The 16,176-nt window shown below is 42.0% G+C and carries 18 protein-coding genes; 8 read left to right on the top strand and 10 right to left on the bottom strand.

The genetic code is table 11. The features are described 5' to 3' along the window. Positions 1 to 109: 109 nt before the first annotated feature. From C2758_RS08765 to mdoH, 3 genes are read right to left on the bottom strand one after another with little or no spacing between them, the layout of a single operon-like run. A complete protein-coding gene (locus tag C2758_RS08765) occupies positions 110 to 997 on the bottom strand; it encodes a class I SAM-dependent methyltransferase (protein WP_215327858.1) in 888 nt (295 codons plus the stop codon). Between the two features lie 33 nt (positions 998 to 1,030). Next, a complete protein-coding gene (locus C2758_RS08760; RefSeq protein ID WP_215327857.1) occupies positions 1,031 to 2,788 on the bottom strand; it encodes a glucan ABC transporter ATP-binding protein/ permease in 1,758 nt (585 codons plus the stop codon). An 8-nt stretch (positions 2,789 to 2,796) separates the two neighbouring features. Beyond that, positions 2,797 to 4,566, bottom strand: a complete 1,770-nt coding sequence (gene mdoH / locus C2758_RS08755; RefSeq protein WP_256441898.1) for a glucans biosynthesis glucosyltransferase MdoH — start codon at positions 4,564 to 4,566, stop codon at positions 2,797 to 2,799. Positions 4,567 to 4,667: 101 nt separating this feature from the next. Here mdoH and C2758_RS08750 point away from each other — a divergent pair, with 101 nt between their 5' ends. From C2758_RS08750 to C2758_RS08740, 3 genes are read left to right on the top strand one after another with little or no spacing between them, the layout of a single operon-like run. Beyond that, positions 4,668 to 5,642, top strand: coding sequence for a zinc-binding alcohol dehydrogenase (locus C2758_RS08750; protein ID WP_251369185.1), 975 nt, complete (start codon positions 4,668 to 4,670; stop codon positions 5,640 to 5,642). Between the two features lie 13 nt (positions 5,643 to 5,655). Beyond that, entirely contained in the window at positions 5,656 to 6,057 is a 402-nt protein-coding gene (locus C2758_RS08745) for a 6-carboxytetrahydropterin synthase (RefSeq protein ID WP_215327855.1), read from the top strand. Next, the gene (locus C2758_RS08740; protein WP_215327854.1) at positions 6,054 to 7,151 is read left to right on the top strand and encodes a glycosyltransferase family 4 protein; all 1,098 of its coding nucleotides are present in this window, start codon (positions 6,054 to 6,056) and stop codon (positions 7,149 to 7,151) included. Before C2758_RS08745 ends, C2758_RS08740 begins: the two co-directional genes overlap by 4 nt. A 12-nt stretch (positions 7,152 to 7,163) precedes the next feature. On the opposite strand, the gene C2758_RS08735 is transcribed toward C2758_RS08740, so the two are convergent. Continuing rightward, positions 7,164 to 7,973 (bottom strand): RibD family protein, encoded by an 810-nt coding sequence (locus tag C2758_RS08735; RefSeq protein WP_251369184.1) that lies wholly within the window; start codon positions 7,971 to 7,973, stop codon positions 7,164 to 7,166. A gap of 99 nt (positions 7,974 to 8,072) precedes the next feature. Between C2758_RS08735 and ribA the strand changes: the two genes are divergently transcribed. Continuing rightward, a complete protein-coding gene (gene ribA, locus C2758_RS10755; RefSeq protein ID WP_251369183.1) occupies positions 8,073 to 9,146 on the top strand; it encodes a GTP cyclohydrolase II in 1,074 nt (357 codons plus the stop codon). 39 nt (positions 9,147 to 9,185) lie between these two features. Here ribA and C2758_RS08725 read toward each other — a convergent pair whose 3' ends face one another. Beyond that, positions 9,186 to 9,737, bottom strand: a complete 552-nt coding sequence (locus C2758_RS08725; RefSeq protein ID WP_215327853.1) for a cytochrome b — start codon at positions 9,735 to 9,737, stop codon at positions 9,186 to 9,188. A gap of 697 nt (positions 9,738 to 10,434) precedes the next feature. Between C2758_RS08725 and C2758_RS08720 the strand changes: the two genes are divergently transcribed. Both C2758_RS08720 and C2758_RS08715 read left to right on the top strand, forming a co-directional pair. Beyond that, positions 10,435 to 11,001 (top strand): alpha/beta fold hydrolase, encoded by a 567-nt coding sequence (locus tag C2758_RS08720; RefSeq protein ID WP_215327851.1) that lies wholly within the window; start codon positions 10,435 to 10,437, stop codon positions 10,999 to 11,001. A gap of 24 nt (positions 11,002 to 11,025) precedes the next feature. After that, positions 11,026 to 11,361, top strand: coding sequence for an alpha/beta fold hydrolase (locus C2758_RS08715; protein ID WP_215327849.1), 336 nt, complete (start codon positions 11,026 to 11,028; stop codon positions 11,359 to 11,361). Positions 11,362 to 11,577: 216 nt separating this feature from the next. On the opposite strand, the gene C2758_RS08710 is transcribed toward C2758_RS08715, so the two are convergent. Together C2758_RS08710 and C2758_RS08705 are read right to left on the bottom strand one after the other, a co-directional pair. Next, on the bottom strand, positions 11,578 to 12,210 hold the full coding sequence (locus C2758_RS08710) for a bifunctional 2-polyprenyl-6-hydroxyphenol methylase/3-demethylubiquinol 3-O-methyltransferase UbiG (protein ID WP_215327848.1): 633 nt from the start codon (positions 12,208 to 12,210) through the stop codon (positions 11,578 to 11,580). Between the two features lie 48 nt (positions 12,211 to 12,258). Beyond that, positions 12,259 to 12,825: a YceI family protein gene (locus C2758_RS08705; RefSeq protein ID WP_215327847.1), complete on the bottom strand. Its 567-nt coding sequence runs from the start codon at positions 12,823 to 12,825 to the stop codon at positions 12,259 to 12,261. A gap of 225 nt (positions 12,826 to 13,050) precedes the next feature. Between C2758_RS08705 and C2758_RS08700 the strand changes: the two genes are divergently transcribed. After that, entirely contained in the window at positions 13,051 to 13,251 is a 201-nt protein-coding gene (locus C2758_RS08700; RefSeq protein ID WP_215327846.1) for a hypothetical protein, read from the top strand. Between the two features lie 39 nt (positions 13,252 to 13,290). Next, complete coding sequence (locus C2758_RS08695) at positions 13,291 to 13,671, top strand: VOC family protein (protein ID WP_215327845.1); 381 nt, start codon at positions 13,291 to 13,293, stop codon at positions 13,669 to 13,671. Between the two features lie 17 nt (positions 13,672 to 13,688). On the opposite strand, the gene C2758_RS08690 is transcribed toward C2758_RS08695, so the two are convergent. The 3 genes from C2758_RS08690 to C2758_RS08680 all read right to left on the bottom strand — a co-directional run bounded on the left by C2758_RS08690 (position 13,689) and on the right by C2758_RS08680 (position 16,165). After that, the gene (locus C2758_RS08690; RefSeq protein ID WP_215327843.1) at positions 13,689 to 15,251 is read right to left on the bottom strand and encodes a cryptochrome/deoxyribodipyrimidine photo-lyase family protein; all 1,563 of its coding nucleotides are present in this window, start codon (positions 15,249 to 15,251) and stop codon (positions 13,689 to 13,691) included. 123 nt (positions 15,252 to 15,374) lie between these two features. Further along, the gene (locus C2758_RS08685) at positions 15,375 to 15,725 is read right to left on the bottom strand and encodes an HNH endonuclease (RefSeq protein ID WP_251369182.1); all 351 of its coding nucleotides are present in this window, start codon (positions 15,723 to 15,725) and stop codon (positions 15,375 to 15,377) included. Between the two features lie 32 nt (positions 15,726 to 15,757). Next, on the bottom strand, positions 15,758 to 16,165 hold the full coding sequence (locus C2758_RS08680) for a DUF4149 domain-containing protein (RefSeq protein ID WP_256441897.1): 408 nt from the start codon (positions 16,163 to 16,165) through the stop codon (positions 15,758 to 15,760). Positions 16,166 to 16,176 lie beyond the last annotated feature (11 nt).

Below are 16,176 nucleotides of genomic sequence, written 5' to 3'. Positions count from 1 at the left end.
GGTGGGGGTTTTGTCTTTTGAGTGTTACTTAAAGTAACGGCTCATCAATATTTTTTCTTTACTGCTAAATAATACTTTTGATTAATTCTAGATCCTAAGTGTAAGAAACTTAGATTGAATTCTTTTTATAAATAGCAAACAAATCATCATGTCCAATTTCACAGTGTTGAGATTTGGAACGTTGCTCGCCCCATTGTTTCGCAATTTCATGGCTAACCAAGTGAGTCTCAACTACTGCCTTTGCAGTGCCGGCTGCTAATTCTTGAATTAATGAGGCGTCATTCGGATTAAGTATCCAAGGACTTGATCCGGTTTCTACGTGAAACCCTTCTTTTTTTAGTAACTGCTCCATTGTTTTAAAGGCTAAAGGCCCTAAAGCATTTCCAAAGCCCTTATCTGAACCTTGGTGATGATGAAATGCCTCAAGAATTTCGGTATCCCTGGGGTCTGATGGTAGCCAGGTTTCCTCGCCGTTATAAGTTAAAACTGTATAAATGGAGGTTTTTAACACGCTACAAAATTGAACTAACCAGTCCAATGCGATTAAATCAAAAAAAGCTGCTGCAGTAATTAAATCTGCTGATTCGAAGAGTTTAGACTGAAGATTACTAGCAAGATCTTTTTGTAAAAATTGCACAGTGATCTCATAATTATTTTTAACTAAAGTTACGGGTCTAGTGACATCGTTATCATGGTCTTTATTGTGCGCTTTATCAGTGATGTAATCTGCCCATATACAAATTTTTTCACGAGCTGCTGTTAAAAGCAGTGGATCGTAATCAATTAGCGTCCAATTTTGATTGTGGTGAATTAATGGTGCGAGGGCACGAAGATTGGAGCCTGTGCCTGATCCTAAGTCGACAATATGAATTGGGCCGTTCTTGAGGTTACTAATTTTCTCCAGATACCTAAGTACTTGCTCTTGTAAAACAGGATTTCGTGAGCGATGGTCTGCGCTTTCACGTAAGCTTAACCAATCAGTTGAAAATGAAGTCATAAGTGTAATTAAAATAAATAGATGCAGTCCTGATTATGGATGCTGTAATCCCAATTGGATATTGACCATTTCATTAAATTGACTACTTTTCTCACAAAGAGATTGATAGGTTCCAGCCTCGACAATCTTACCGGCCTTCATCACTAAAATCATATTTGCATTTTTAATGGTGCTGAGCCTGTGTGCAATGACTAAGGTGGTCCGAGAACGTATCACCTCATTCATTGCCTTAATTAAGCTTTCTTCAGTAGCGCTATCTAATGCGCTAGTAGCCTCATCTAAAACGAGAATAGGGGGATCCTTCAGTAAAGCACGTGCAATGGAAAGACGTTGCCTCTCGCCTCCAGATAAAATTCGCCCTCTTTCACCGATAATAGTATCAAAACCCTCAGTCCGATTTTCAATAAAATCAAGAGCTTGCGCTCGTTGACAGGCTTGTCGTATCTCTTCTTCACTCGCGTTTGGCGCACCAACCAGAAGGTTTTCAGCAATAGAGCGATTAAATAACAAGGGCTCCTGAAAGACCACGCCAATATTTCTGCGCAGTGCTGTTAGATCAAATTTTTTGACATCAATACCATCAATAGTAATCCGTCCAGACTGGGCATCAAAGGCGCGATACAGCAGGCTCAGCACAGTAGACTTTCCAGCCCCAGAAACGCCAACCAGAGCAATTGTCTCACCTGGATTTGCAGTAAAACTCACCCCATCAATCGCTTTATTCCGATTGTTATAACTAAAGAAGACTTCATTAAATTCGATCAAACCAACACATCGCCCCGGATCTATTGCATTCGGAGTATTTTGAATATCTGGAGATGTATCCAAGATGTTAAAAAACTGCTGTAATCTGGGAGCGTCTATTGCTAACTTATTGGCAAACGTTACTATTTGTTCTAGGCGACCAATAAAAATGCCTGCAAAAGCAATAAAGGTAACTATTTCACCTAATGTTATTAGTGACTTCGTGTAAAGCCATGATCCTAAAACAACGATACAGAGAATACTGAGTGTTGTTGCAGATTTTGTGAGTACCGTTACTATTGCCCACCATGACAGAACGGGCAACTGAGCATTCAGCACCTTTTGGCTGATGCTCTTCAGGGCCTTCACTTCAAGCTGAATTCTAGAAAAACTCTGTACTAGCGCAATATTACTGAGGGTGTCAGAGGCTAATTCCGCTAAATCTGAATGGTGGCTTTCAATGGCTTGCTGAAGATCTTGAGTTTTTCGTAAGATAAAGTGGGTCAGCAATCCAAAAAATAGACAGAGACCAATGAGCACTAAAGCCAGTCGCCAATTCATGTATAGCGCTAGTGGAATGAGTATGACTAGAGAGATGAAAGCGGCTAGATGTTCACGGAAAAAACTTAGCCATAACCACCAAAGGGTGTCTGTGCCTGCGATCATGATTTTCATCAAACGACCAGAGTGAGTTTGTGACTGCTGTTTCAGAGGCATATGTAATACATGCTCGAAATATTCACCAAAAACTTTGTGGCGTTGTCGGTGTGCTAGACGATCGGAAAATAGGGCAACGAGTGTTGAAGTGCCAATCGTAAAAAATCCAAAAAGTATCCAAATCACTAGTAAAGGTGCAACTTCATTCCATAAGGAGGTAGCTTGCGATGTTTCAGTACTAGCTAGTGTGTTAACAACCTTGCCAAACAATATCGGTTCTGCAAAAAGCGTAATAGCAAGTGCCGCATTAGCAAGTGCCAAAATCCAAGCAAGCCTACTATCAGAGTCAAGTTTTTTTAATGCACGTGTATAGGTTCTAACAAGGCTCATGAGGATGCTTAATTACTGTGGTGATGATGTAAAGCTTTTAGGCGGAGGGGTATCAATTCCTCTGGCGTAGTAATTTCTTCTGGAGAGGATAAAAGTTTATATTTCATCATGAGATTACCTAGCCAGGACTGCGACGTTATCACTGCTAATGGTATCGACACTAATAAGCCGCCAAAAAATAACAAACCAAAGTAGGTAGTATCTCTATGGCTGAGATACAGCGTCAAGAATAGAGTAATTCCTAATGCCGTATGTGGCCAAAATTGCTTGACTGCATTCCAAATGTTGACGGTATGGTCATCCCTCGCCTGTGCTGCCCAACCTCCTTGACGTCCCAAGGCAAGATTCATCATAAAAATAGTGTGATTAAGCCAGGCAATAGGAGTCATCAATAGAGAAAACATCGTTTCAAGTAGGAGGCTAACGATAAAACGCCATCGACCACCAAAGCGATGGGATTCTTTTGTACTGAGTAAGACATTGAGAGCCCCGGCAACTTTTGGTAGGTACCACATCAAAAGAGTAAGCCAAATAAAGGTATGAAAATAAACTCCGCTGGCAGTTTCTTGAATGGATGGAAAAGTAGCGATAGAGAGAGTACAGATAATCATCAGCGCAATCCATGCTGGTGAGCCCAGAAACATAAATATTGCTAAAACAAGTTGTATCCTACTAATTAACTTGAGATTGGGAAGGGTGAGGAGATGAATGTATTGAAGATTTCCTTCGCACCATCTTAAATCTCGACGAATATATTCCGTCAGGGTTGGCGGATTTTCTTCCCAGCTACTATCTTCACATGGATAAACGCGTACTTCAAAATCAGCACGACGCATGAGTACTGCTTCGACTAAATCATGGCTAAGTATCTGTTTCGTATACCCTGAAGCAGTCTTAATCTCTGAAAGCTGACAGCGCTGCATAAAAGGATCAAGGCGAATAATTGCGTTATGACCCCAATAAGGACCAAAATCAGATTGCCACCATGCTGAGCCCATGGTGTATGAGCGCATTCCAAGACGCATGCCGTATTGAAAAAGACGAGTGAAGGCACTGCTTGATGGTAGACCAATAACAAGACCTTGCAATATCCCTAGTTGCGGATTCGATTGCATCATTTGAACGAGTCTTTTCATTGCCGTAGCCGTCATAAAGCTATCAGCATCCAGCGTGATGGCAAAGTGATGCAATTTTCCATACTTCTGACAAAAGTTAGCAATATTTCCTGCCTTATATCCTTCATTATTTTCGCGACAGCGATAGACGATATTAATTCTTTGTCCATACTCTTTATTTAATTTCTCGAAAAGCGCACTCTCAGATTGTCTAATGGTTTCAGTAGTGCTGTCGCTAAGGATATAAACATAGAAATATTTTTCAATGCCTGCATTGATTAGACTTTCAATCATAATTTGCAGATTACGAACTACCCTTGATGACTCTTCATTTCGAATGCACAGTAAAAGAGCTGTAGAACTATTTAAAGGACTATCTTCGCAATCTTGCATATTTCTAGGTAGAACGATAGAAAGTGGATTCTTTACTAAAAGACAAATTAAAAAGCCAATAACTGCATTCCAGAAACCAATCACCATCCAGGGTAAGGTGAGCGAAAAAAGGACTACTAATGACCAGAGAATTGGGGTGGGGAAATGCTGATGTAGTGTCTGATAAAAAAGCCACAGCAGGAATACTGATGTGAGTATGAAAAGTAAGCAGAAAATAGCTCGACGAATCGACACTGCTTTTATGGGGTGTTTATTTACTGAGATCTTCAATTTATCCTAAGCTCACCTATACTATGAACAACGCATCAGCAGTATAGGTTAGCAAGCACATTTTCACTTTTCCTACTAAGGATTTTTACGTGGATCATCCTTTGGACTCAGTCGTCAGTCAATCTTTGTGGTATGTGGCTCCTGAACGTATTGAGATTCGCTCAGAAATTCTTGGCCCCTTGCCTAAAAATAATGTTCAAGTGCGTACTTTATTTAGTGCGCTCAGTCGTGGTACAGAATCTCTCGTATTTAAAGGGCTTATCCCCGAGAGTGAATACAGTCGTATGGGGGCGCCATTTATGGGTGGCAAGCTCCCATTTCCAGTCAAGTATGGGTATTCCAATGTAGGTAGGGTCGAGCTTGGCCCCCCTGAACTAATCGGACAGCTTGTATTTAGCCTCATGCCCCACCAATCGATTTTTCAAGCCGATGCTAACAATATCCTAGTGATTCCTAGAGAAATCCCAGCCCAACGTGCAGTGTTAGCCGCCAATATGGAAACAGCTTTAAACGCTGTTTGGGATGCATCTCCAGGGCCTGGTGACCGTATTGTGATTATTGGTGCGGGTGTACTCGGTTGCTTAATCGCCTATTTATGTGGGCATCTTCCTGGTGCTGAAGTAACCTTAGTCGACATCAACTCTGAGCGTGAAGATATCGCAAAAAAACTGGGTGTTCAGTTTAGCCCTCCTGAATTAGCGCCAAAAGATTGTGATCTGGTGATTCACTGTAGTGCGAGTGCCGCCGGCCTTTCAACTGCAATTTCGTCAGCAGGTGAGGAAGCAATAATTCTCGAACTGAGTTGGTATGGCTCAAACAAAGTTGATGTGTCTTTGGGCGGCGCTTTTCATAGTCGTCAGTTAAAACTCCAGTCTAGCCAGGTTGGACATATCTCTTTATCTCGCAGACCACGCTGGAACCATCGTCGTAGACTTGCCGCTGCACTAGCAATGTTGAGCGACTCTCGTTTAGATGTTCTCCTGACTAAGCCAATCAGCTTTGAAGCCTTACCATCAGAGCTACCACAGATCTTTAGCGCTCAGAGTTCTGCGCTGTGCTGTTTGATTCAATATTAATAAGGAAAAATATATGTTTACAGTTGAAGTTCGCGATCACATCATGATTGCCCATTCTTTTAAAGGTGAAGTTTTCGGGCCGGCACAAGCTTTGCATGGCGCAACTTTCGTAGTTGATGCTGCTTTCATTTCACAAGAGCTTGATGAAAACGGTATTGTGATTGATATTGGCTGCGCCTTAGATGTTCTGAAGGCAACTTTAAAGCCCTTAAATTATGCCAACCTAGATATTCTTCCGCAATTTAAAGGTATGAATACAACTACAGAATTTTTAACTAAATATATCTTTGATCAACTCGCTACAGCAGCGAAAGCAAATAGTTTGGGTCGTCCGATGAGCGAATTACACGCCATTCGCGTGACTATTTCAGAATCACATATAGCAAGAGCGTGGTACGAAGGTAAGCTGCATTGAGTACAACATCTCCTTCATGTGTGAATGCTTTCGTTTTCGCATACCCTGGAGATTTACAAACAGTCAGCGGCGGCTACATATACGATCGTTATATTATTAAAGAGCTAAGTACTCAGGGTTGGGAGATAGAGTTGCTGAGTCTAGGGCCTAGTTTTCCTTTCCCAGATCAGGAAACGCTCAATAAAGCAGGGCACCTTTTATCTCAGATAGAGCCTGGCAAGCCCATTGTTATAGATGGTTTAGCGCTTGGTGTCATGCCAGAGGCCATTGCTCAGGCGTCCGTTAATCATCCTATTATTGCTCTGATACACCATCCATTAGCTTTTGAGTCTGGTTTGACTACAGATCAACAAGTAAAGTTTCAGAGGAGCGAGAAATTAGCGCTTTCATATGCGAATCACGTGATTGCGAACAGTCCATTGACGGCTCAAACTCTGATGGAATCATTTGGGGTTGATGGCAAAAAAATAACTACCGTAATTCCGGGAACAAATCAGGTATCCCCTCCTTTGTATCAAGTGAGGAGTCACTTTACAAGTCAAAACGAGTTCAAGTGGCTCTCTGTCGGGAGCATCATTCCCCGTAAGGGTTTTGACATTTTGATCGCAGCCCTTGCCCCCTTAAATGAAATGCCATGGAGTTTGTCTATTGTTGGCGATAACACTCGTGATGTGAAAGCCTACTCTGATTTGCTTAAGAGCATTGCACATTTTCAATTGCAGGACCGAATACATATTCATGGTGTTGTCGATAGCATGCACTTAGATTCTTTGTATCGAGAGGCTGATGGGTTTGTGCTCGCCTCCCTGTTTGAGGGCTACGGGATGGCATATGCTGAAGCTCTGTCATATGCACTTCCAGTCGTGGGAACCAGTGGTGGCGCAATTAGTCAGACTATTCCAGACTCTGCCGGGATACTGATTCCTCCGGGTGATGTAACAAGTCTTACAGCAGCTTTGAAGCTGGTAATGCTTGATTCGCATCGATGCGAGCAATTGTCTTTAGGTGCAAAAGAAGCTGCCGAAAAACTACCTACTTGGATAGAATCTGCAAAAGTATTTGCAGATGTTATTAAAGCCTATAGAGCTAATTAGTTGGATTGTTGATTAATTTAACTTAGTGCGTGATGAGCTGAGGTCGCAGTCAAAAAGCACATCACTACCCAGTAAATGTGTTTTTACATTTAACCGTGATGCTTGATCCATGTGTTCAATCGCTTTTAAATTAAAGCTAGCTCTTCCAGAACCCATAATAATTGGGGCAACAATGACATGAAGGCGGTCTAAGCAATTTGCTTGCAAAAAACGAGAAACGGTTTCTGCGCCTCCCTCAATCAAAATCCTCTTGAGACCCTCTAGACTTAAGCTTTTTAAGATCATTACCGGTTCAATATGACCCTTGGTAATAGGTAATGAAATGATTTTTACTCCCTCAGGGGGTTCTAAATTGAGTCCATCTGAAACAATCCATAATCTTTTAGCGTCATCATTCTCCCAAATACGTGCCTTTGGGTCTAGCCTCCCTTTGGGGTCAATGACAACACGTGCTGGATTTTTTCCCTCGACGAGCCTTACGTTGAGCTGTGGGTCATCTGCCAATACGGTTCCAACTCCAACAACAACCGCATCTACGAGCGCCCTTAACTGATGAAGGTGCATAAGGCCGGAGTGGCCGTTAATGTACCTGGATTGACCGGTAACAGTGGCAATACGTCCATCAATGGTTTGTCCCAACTGACCAACCACCATCATTGAGTCAATCGTGGATATTCTGATGGGATCAAAAACGGCTTTGAGTGTTGAATTTGCGATTGCTTGAGATGAAAAAAATTGGCTCAAAAAAATAGGCCACTGCTCAATTGCCTCTGTATCGAGCTCTACTTTTATATCTTGAGAATTTGGCTCTAGAGTGGTCACAAAGAAGCTTCTTTAAGGTGATGAAATGCGGTAAAACTAATTTACCATAAGGTGTAATAATTAGTTTATTCATACTTTTCTACTTTCACCAACATGTTAATGCTTGATCCCCTGATAGAAGTTGACCGAGTCATTTCAGAGCTCCGTAGAGGCGGTATGGTTCGTGTAGAGCATTTGGGCAGCAGTATCGTAATGCTGGCAGTGGATGCCTTGAATGCCGACAATTTCAAATTACTGTCACAGTTTGATGCTAGCCCTCTTGGCCTAGTCTTAACCGGTACCCGACTCAATGTCTTGGGTATCGATAAATCAGATCGACCAATTAGCGTTTTAACTGTCGCAGACGGTCTTTCAATTGAGCTGGTTGAATTTCTGGCTAATCCATTATCTATGATGATGAGTCCTCCCAACTTAGATGGTCTCAGTATTAGAGATGCCAATTCATTAGAGGCCTCTTGTATTACTCTCGCCAAATTATCTAGATTACTACCAGCTGCGCTAGTGATTCAGAATTTGCCATTGACAGATATTCCAACGGTCAAAGCATCTTTAATTGATGACTATATGAAAAATGCAGCCAATTCTCTTACGCAAGTGAGTCAGGCTCGTGTACCGCTAGAGAACGCTGAGGATGCTCAAGTGATTGCCTTTCGTCCTCGAGATGGCGGCATAGAACATCTCGCTATCATGATCGGTAAGATTGACCCACTCAAACCAGTATTAGTTCGTTTGCATTCAGAATGCTTTACCGGCGACCTGGTCGGATCCTTGCGTTGCGATTGTGGAAGTCAGCTGAGGGGTGCTATTTCAGAAATGTCCAAATCAGGTAGCGGCATTCTTTTATATCTCGCGCAAGAGGGGCGTGGAATCGGCCTCGTTAATAAACTTCGAGCTTATCAACTTCAAGATTCAGGGTTTGATACCGTGGATGCTAATCTTCAACTTGGTTTTGATGCGGATGAGCGCAACTATCTTCCAGCTGCACAAATGCTCCAGATGCTTGGAGTCCATAAAGTTCGACTCATGACAAATAATCCTGCAAAAGTAGATTCATTGCAAAAGTGTGGCATTGAAGTAACCGAGAGGGTTCCTCACATCTATCCCTCAAATAAGCATAACGACGAATATCTTCGTGTGAAAGCCAAAAAAAGCGGACACTTATTTGAGATTTAGTGCTTTCAAGAAAATCAGGCTTCGGTAAATAAGCTAAGCCTAGTTCTTTTTATCAAACCAGATTCTTTGAAAAATACCATCCCGCTTGATGATGAGGTGATTAAGGCCGGCTACGATATGTAAGAGTACGATTGCTATGAGCGTCATTGCTAGCAGTCCATGAATTTGGAAGATCTGCTTGGCAATCAGTTCGCTCTTCGGTATGCCTGGCATGGCTGGCAGTGAGTATCCTCCTAGAGTAATTAAAGCTGGATATGCTGTAACGCCGGCCCACCCCAGCATAGGCACCATAAATAATAAGCCGTAAAGCGTGTAGTGCACTATCGATGCAACTTTGACCAAAGAAGGCGAGACGGTATTGGGATAGGGGGGTGTTTTAGAATTTAGCTTGAGACAAAATCTAAAGATCGTAACCAGTAAGACTGTAAAGCCGATCAATTTATGCCATCCATAGAGTGTATTGGTTAGGTTGTCCCATAAATTAGCTGCAGCCCTTTGGGTCATCCAAAAGCCTAAAATTACCAGAGCGAGTATGGCCAATGCTGTAAACCAATGTATTACGCGAGCATAGCTTGAGTATCTATTAGTCATCGCTTCCCTCATAATTTGTGATGAATTCTAGCTTGAGTCTCAATACCCAAAAAAGCTTAAATTTACGACTTCAGCATGTATTTAATTTACATGATTTGATACAAATAGGGGGGGTGGTAGTTCGGTTTAGCCAACTTTGGGTGACTTTTTTTGGGCGTTACTTTAAGTAACGGTTGCAAATCATGTAAATAGTAATTTGGAGCAAGGAATTACCAGATGATTGCTCCAAAAATCCTGTGGTTTCGAAAACCAAAGAGCGAGCCAGTGTTTGTTGTGATCTTGTTAATCTAGTCACACAAAAGCTCACACACCGATATTTAGGAGAAGTAAGCTCTTGAAATCCTAGTGGTTTTCTTTGAGTGTCTGCTCTCATAATCCTTTGGTCCCAGGTTCAAGTCTTGGTGGGCCCACCAATGAAATCAACGACTTAGGGAGAAATTCCTAAGTCGTTTTTCTTTCTATGCCGCTAAGTGTGTAAGCAATCTCCCGATATCTTCTGCTGTAAATCCAATAGATATATATGGGTCTTCAGTTCGAGTAATGAGCTACTGTTGGTTTGTTGTGTGTATTTTCAGGAGTTGCATCAGCTATTAAAGGCGATTGATGGCAAGAGCTTGATTGGCGGTTGACACTATTTTTCTATTACAGTCTTAGTGAGAGTTAAAAAATTGTTGTTTTTATTTTAAGGCTTAGCCCCATGCTCAAGAAAGCACTCAAGCGAACTACGCTATTACTGATGGCTTTAATCGTACTGGCTGGAATCGTATTCTGGACTCCAGATAAATCTAGGGTAGAACTTGAAAACGTCTATGGCTCTCCAAAAAATAGCTATCTCACTGCCTTAGGGGTCAAAATATATTATCAAGATACGGGACCTGCTAAAAATTCCATCCCAATTTTATTCTTGCATGGCTTTGGATCCAGTTCGCACACTTGGGATGTCTGGGCGAAGGATTTGAGTAGCGAATACCGCGTGATCTCCGTCGATCTTCCGGGCTTTGGATTGACGGGGGAGGACCCCAGTGGGATCTACACGGATCAGAGAAGTGTTGAGGTCATAGAGGCTTTTCTGAAGGAGCTTCAGATTCCAAAGGTAGTCCTAGTGGGCAATTCTATGGGGGGTAAATTTGCCTGGCAATTTGCTGCCCAATACCCAGACCAAGCAAGTAAGTTGGTGTTAATTTCACCAGATGGCTATGCAAGTCCTGGAATCGAGTACGGCAAAAAGACTGAAATATCCGCGATTGCGAACCTCTATCGTTAATTCTTTTCGAAGTCATTCTTAGTAATGAATCTAGAACCGGCTTACGCCAATCCTAAATCCTTAAATGAAGATTTAGTAAATCGCTATCACGACTTAATGCTTGCACCAGGGGTGAGGGGCGCTATTTTGGATCGAATGCAGCAAACAGTTTTGCAGGATCCAGTACCATTCCTATCGAAGATTCAGACGCCCACTCTATTAATGTGGGGCGAGAAGGATACTTTTATTCCAGTCTCTAACTCTGAAGATTATTTAAAGGTAATGCCGAATGTAACAAGAGTCATCCTACCCAATATTGGTCATTTGCCTCAAGAAGAGCAAGCTAGGGTTGGCCTCCAAACCCTAAAAGAGTTTTTATAAATCAGGCAACGTCGGCTAATTGGCTTAACCGGGCTCATTCCAAAGTCCGATAACTTAATTTTTCCTCAAACCCAGCTTTTATTCTAAAAGTAGCTAGCCTATATTACAAAGGCTAGCAAAGTTTTTCTGAGCTGCTAAATAAGATTAGCGATGGTTTGTTTTTTATATTTTATGATTTGATAGCAATCAAAATTAATCCAAAAAATGATCAAAAGATTATTTTTTCCAAACACTTGCTAACCATGGCTGTTGTTCAATGGGTAGTCCACTTGGCCTATAGAAATGTTCAATTTCGGTGAACTGTGCATTGGTCATAAAAGATCTCCAAGTTGCTAGATCGTGATAAGAGGCAAAGCGATCTCCGTACCAACTTTCCTCGTTGTTACCGCGAGGATTCGAGCTAAAAAGAATGCCATTGGGTTTTAAGCATGCCCATAAATTACTTAACACCATAGGCAATAGCTTATTAGGAATATGAAATAGTGAAGCATTGGCAAAAATACCGTCGAATGTATTGTCTGGCAAAGATAGGTTAAAAAAATCCTGGACTAAAATTTCGCAACCACTTTTAGTTCTAGCTATTTGAGCGGCTTGTTGACTACCTTCAAGCCCAATAGCGACATGACCAAGTTTGGTAAAGGTTTGAAGATCTCTTCCTGGGCCACATCCAAAATCAAGAATATGAAACGGTGGCTCAGTCTTGATTGCTCTTAATAGAGCATCAATATTTTGACTGACATCATGATCTTTTGTACCCTCGTAATAAGAAAAGGCGTTTTGATCATAATGCGCAATGGTTTTTTGTGAGATTAAAGCAGATTCATTTGCAAGATTTTTGAATGAAGACATAGTGAGTTGCCAGAAATATCGCTGTTAGAGTTGATGCTTAAATTAAGACTATTCTTTTGACGCCTCGATTACTATGCTTAAGCTTATCTCATCGCCAACAAATGGTACATATTTTCCTAAATCAAATTCTGAGCGGCTTAACTTCGCGCTTGCGTTAGCCCCGCACATATATTTAAAGGTAATAAAGTTACGGCTACAGGCAAAGTTGCTTACTTCAAGATTAATGGGCTTGGTGATACCCTTGATGGTTAGCTCGCCTGATAGCGATGTAATGGCCTGATTATTAAATATAAGCTTATCGGATGTGAATTTAGCTACAGGAAACTTTTCTGAATAAAAGTAATCTTCGGTTCTCAGTAGCTTATTAAAGGTATCGGAGCCTGTGCTGACTGAGCCGGTCTCAATTGCAATATTTATAATGCCGCCATCCATTTGATCATTGAGCGTAATGGTGCCATTCACCTTATCAAAACGACTAGTTTGAATTGAATAACCCAAATGCTTGTAGCTAAAGCTAACAAAGGTGTGCTCAGGATCAGTAATATAAACTTCTGCTGCTTGGACTGAAGAGGTTACTAAGGCCAGGAGAAGGGCATTTATATAAAAAAAGTTCATTAGACATTTTAGGTGTTCATATGAGTATGTGCTGAAAAATCATGCTATCCCCAACTGCAGGCCTAAATGCCATATTTTTTCGGTATTTCCGTCAACCGAAGCATCAATACAGTTTTCAAAAGATAAGCAAGTGCAAGCATAAAATCAATTTATATGAGTTAATTCATGTAATGAACGCTTGCATCAATCGTAATCCTGAAATTACCACATAAATAATCTTAAGCAATGCCTCTCCGCAATTCACCAAGTCAAATACGAGACCTAGATGATCTAAGTCAATTAAGTGATATTGTTTCTGACAAGCGTAGGGGTCAACGCTCATTAGCCAAGAAGTCAAGGCGTAATCGACATTACGAAAAGCAATTTATTCGCAATACGGTTCTGCGTGCACCTATCAATTCATCTGAAGAGCAAGTGGATTCTTAAGCGGTATTTGTATATTTAATTAATTCAATAGGAAGAATCATGTTTAGTCACATTATGCTGGGTGCAAATGATTTAGAAGTTTCAAGAGGCTTCTATGATGCTGCTCTAGGAGCGTTGGGTATAAAGGCTGGGAGCTTTAGTCATGACAAATACTTTTATCGCGGTCCCGGTGGTGTCTTTGCAATTACCAAGCCTATCGATGGTAATGAAGCGACTCATGCCAATGGCGGCACAATTGGTTTTAGTGCTAAATCAATGGCTGATGTAGATGCATTCCATGCCATTGGCGTTGCTCATGGTGGAACTTCCTGTGAGGGTGATCCAGGCTATCGAGAGGGTGTCGCTGGCACTATTTATATTGCTTGGCTCAGAGATCCTGCTGGCAACAAAATCTGCGCAATGCATAGACCACCCAAATAAAAGCTTGCTTCGCTTGGCTAAAACTCCAGGGTAAGTTGTGGGCTTGCTTCTGTAGTTTTCACTTTAGAGCTCTTGCGGTCAGTCATTTTTGCTCGAGACGCATGTTTATCAATCACTGATTTTTTTCCAGCCCGAACGTCTGATAAGTTACGCCTAGCATGTAAGCGATCCTTAGATGCTTTTGTAGCAATAGCAAGATCCACTATTGGCTGCGGAATATCTTTACCTACATAAATGCCGATATTTTTTTGCTCTTCTTGAGTCATCTGCCACGGCTCAAAAAGCCATAAATCCGGTACTTGACGCATGCGGGGAAGCCACTTTCTAACAAAAAAGCCCTTTTGATCATGATCTTGCGCTTGCTTAATTGGGTTATAAACACGCGTCAGATTGATTCCGGTCGTACCTGATTGCATTTGTAGTTGACTCCAGTGTATTCCGGGCTCGTAGTCCAAAAACTGGGTAGCCAACCAATCCCCTACTGGTTTCCAGTGCAACCACAGTGGATAGGCTGCAACTGAGACCAGCATTGCGCGCATTCTAAAATTAAGCCATCCCGTTTCACGCAGCATACCGACACAGGCGTCCACCATGGGCCAACCCGTCTTGCCATCCTTTAAGGCATTAAAGTGGTCGTCATTAAATTCATTCTCGCGTAATGCATCATATCCACGGTGCATATTTCGCCACTCGATTTCAGGTTCGCTCTCCAGCTTTTGAATGAAATGACAGTGCCAATATAAGCGACTCATGAAAGCAACTAAGCCTGATTTTCTTCTGCTTGCATCTGGCGACATTTGAAGCAGCTCTTCGTTGGTTGCCTGTACCACTTCCCTGATGCTAAGACACCCATAACTTAGATATACCGACAATCGGGAGCATGCATCTGGCGCTGATAGAGGTGATGAGATCCCGCCTCGGTACCACATGCTCCTCTGCTTCAAAAAACTATTGAGCGTTTTGAGTGCATGAGATCTTCCGCCGCGTTGTCTTAGGGGTGGATTATGTTTCAGGTGCACAGGCGCCTGCATCATGGACGGCGTCAAATAAGGAGCGCTAGAGTTCGGTGTTAGCGCGCTAGAGAGTGGTGCCCTCCAAAATTGAATCGTCGGAAGTTCACATAAAGGTGCTTCCATATGCTTTTGCCAATGAGCATGCCATTCATTACGATTTTTTAACCCTCTTGCGACACCAAACTGGGGATACTCACCCCACTGAATGCCATGAGACTGACACCATTTACCAACCTCTTGATCTCTGGAATACGTAAATCCATTGCCAGTTTCTTGATGAGAATGCAAACCTTGAAAAGTGCTGGCTTGCCAAATTTTACTCAGCACTTCAGTGACTTCACCTTCATGCACCTCCAAAGTGCCACCAAGTAAATGCAGTTGGGCGCCTAGATCATGAAGACATTCTCGAATGAACTCAAAATGTTGGAGAGCCACATCTGGCTGCATCCATAATGTTGGCTCAAGCACATAAATGCAGCGAATGGGGCCAAGCTTTGCAGCCTCGACAAGAGCGGCATGGTCCTCACAGCGCAAATCACGCTTAAACCAAACCAGTTGATAACTCATAATTCAGCAGTATTAGAAATTAATCTTTTTAAAAGACAGTTATTAATCATAAAAGCCTTTGGCTAATTTTGCATAACTAGTAAGATTACTTTATGGCGCCACTTTGCTAACCTAAGGGCTCTACTAAGACCGTAGCCTTTTACTCTTACGGGCCCGTTCAAAAAAATCATCTGGCTTTAAACGAACCCACTTTATAAAATCTGCCATGTCGGTTTGTAGCTTGAGTTGTTCGACGGTGTTGTATTGACGTGCTAGCTCGGTTTCGGTGAGGACAGCATGGATCTGTCGATGGCAAATACGATGTAATACCGCCGTTTGACGACCCCCATGGGACTTAGGAACCAGATGGTGCTCATCACGTTGAGATTTTGGAACGGCTCTATCACAAAGTGGGCAGATCAATAATTCTGATTGTTGATCTGGTGTATTACTCAACTCAGACAGAATCAATTTTTTCTTGATGCGTCCGGTCATAACATGAGTAGCCTAAAAACCAGGTTTGCTTATTAGGTTGCTAAATCAACAATCACAAATCCTACTGCGACAATATGCGCCAAGGTAATAACAACAGATAAACCATGCAACACTAAAAAACGCTGCTTTAGTTTTGCATCTGTAGCTGCATTAATTGCAGGCATTAAGATTTGACGAGTGGGAAGGGTAGATAAAGCAATGAGTGCCAATATGCTGGCACTAAATAAGCTACTCGCTAGGGCTAGTAATGCTGCAATGAGTGATGCGATCATCACAAAAATATAAAAGGAAGGAAAGGCCTTGCGTATTAATGTACGTGCCTCTGCTGGTGGTAAAGATTTAAGTAAAAAAGCAGCAAAGCTCGCGGAAAAAAATAACATGCCTCCAAAAAGTAAGGAGGAAGTTAATAAAGCAGATATGTGAAGAATGGTTTCAAACAAAGGGTAGCCTC

This window comes from Polynucleobacter sp. AP-Sving-400A-A2 (genome assembly GCF_018688155.1).
In the GTDB taxonomy this organism is placed as follows: Bacteria; Pseudomonadota; Gammaproteobacteria; order Burkholderiales; family Burkholderiaceae; genus Polynucleobacter.
This window is presented reverse-complemented; position numbering and strand designations above follow the sequence as displayed.

What these genes read in the sequence shown, in the direction of transcription:
- C2758_RS08765 (WP_215327858.1), bottom strand. Translation starts at nt 997, where the DNA reads ATGACTTCATTTTCAACTGATTGGTTAAGCTTACGTGAAAGCGCAGAC.
- C2758_RS08760 (WP_215327857.1), bottom strand. Translation starts at nt 2,788, where the DNA reads ATGAGCCTTGTTAGAACCTATACACGTGCATTAAAAAAACTTGACTCT.
- C2758_RS08745 (WP_215327855.1), top strand. Translation starts at nt 5,656, where the DNA reads ATGTTTACAGTTGAAGTTCGCGATCACATCATGATTGCCCATTCTTTT.
- ribA (WP_251369183.1), top strand. Translation starts at nt 8,073, where the DNA reads ATGCTTGATCCCCTGATAGAAGTTGACCGAGTCATTTCAGAGCTCCGT.
- C2758_RS08725 (WP_215327853.1), bottom strand. Translation starts at nt 9,737, where the DNA reads ATGACTAATAGATACTCAAGCTATGCTCGCGTAATACATTGGTTTACA.
- C2758_RS08720 (WP_215327851.1), top strand. Translation starts at nt 10,435, where the DNA reads ATGCTCAAGAAAGCACTCAAGCGAACTACGCTATTACTGATGGCTTTA.
- C2758_RS08715 (WP_215327849.1), top strand. Translation starts at nt 11,026, where the DNA reads ATGAATCTAGAACCGGCTTACGCCAATCCTAAATCCTTAAATGAAGAT.
- C2758_RS08710 (WP_215327848.1), bottom strand. Translation starts at nt 12,210, where the DNA reads ATGTCTTCATTCAAAAATCTTGCAAATGAATCTGCTTTAATCTCACAA.
- C2758_RS08705 (WP_215327847.1), bottom strand. Translation starts at nt 12,825, where the DNA reads ATGAACTTTTTTTATATAAATGCCCTTCTCCTGGCCTTAGTAACCTCT.
- C2758_RS08700 (WP_215327846.1), top strand. Translation starts at nt 13,051, where the DNA reads ATGCCTCTCCGCAATTCACCAAGTCAAATACGAGACCTAGATGATCTA.
- C2758_RS08695 (WP_215327845.1), top strand. Translation starts at nt 13,291, where the DNA reads ATGTTTAGTCACATTATGCTGGGTGCAAATGATTTAGAAGTTTCAAGA.
- C2758_RS08690 (WP_215327843.1), bottom strand. Translation starts at nt 15,251, where the DNA reads ATGAGTTATCAACTGGTTTGGTTTAAGCGTGATTTGCGCTGTGAGGAC.
- C2758_RS08685 (WP_251369182.1), bottom strand. Translation starts at nt 15,725, where the DNA reads ATGACCGGACGCATCAAGAAAAAATTGATTCTGTCTGAGTTGAGTAAT.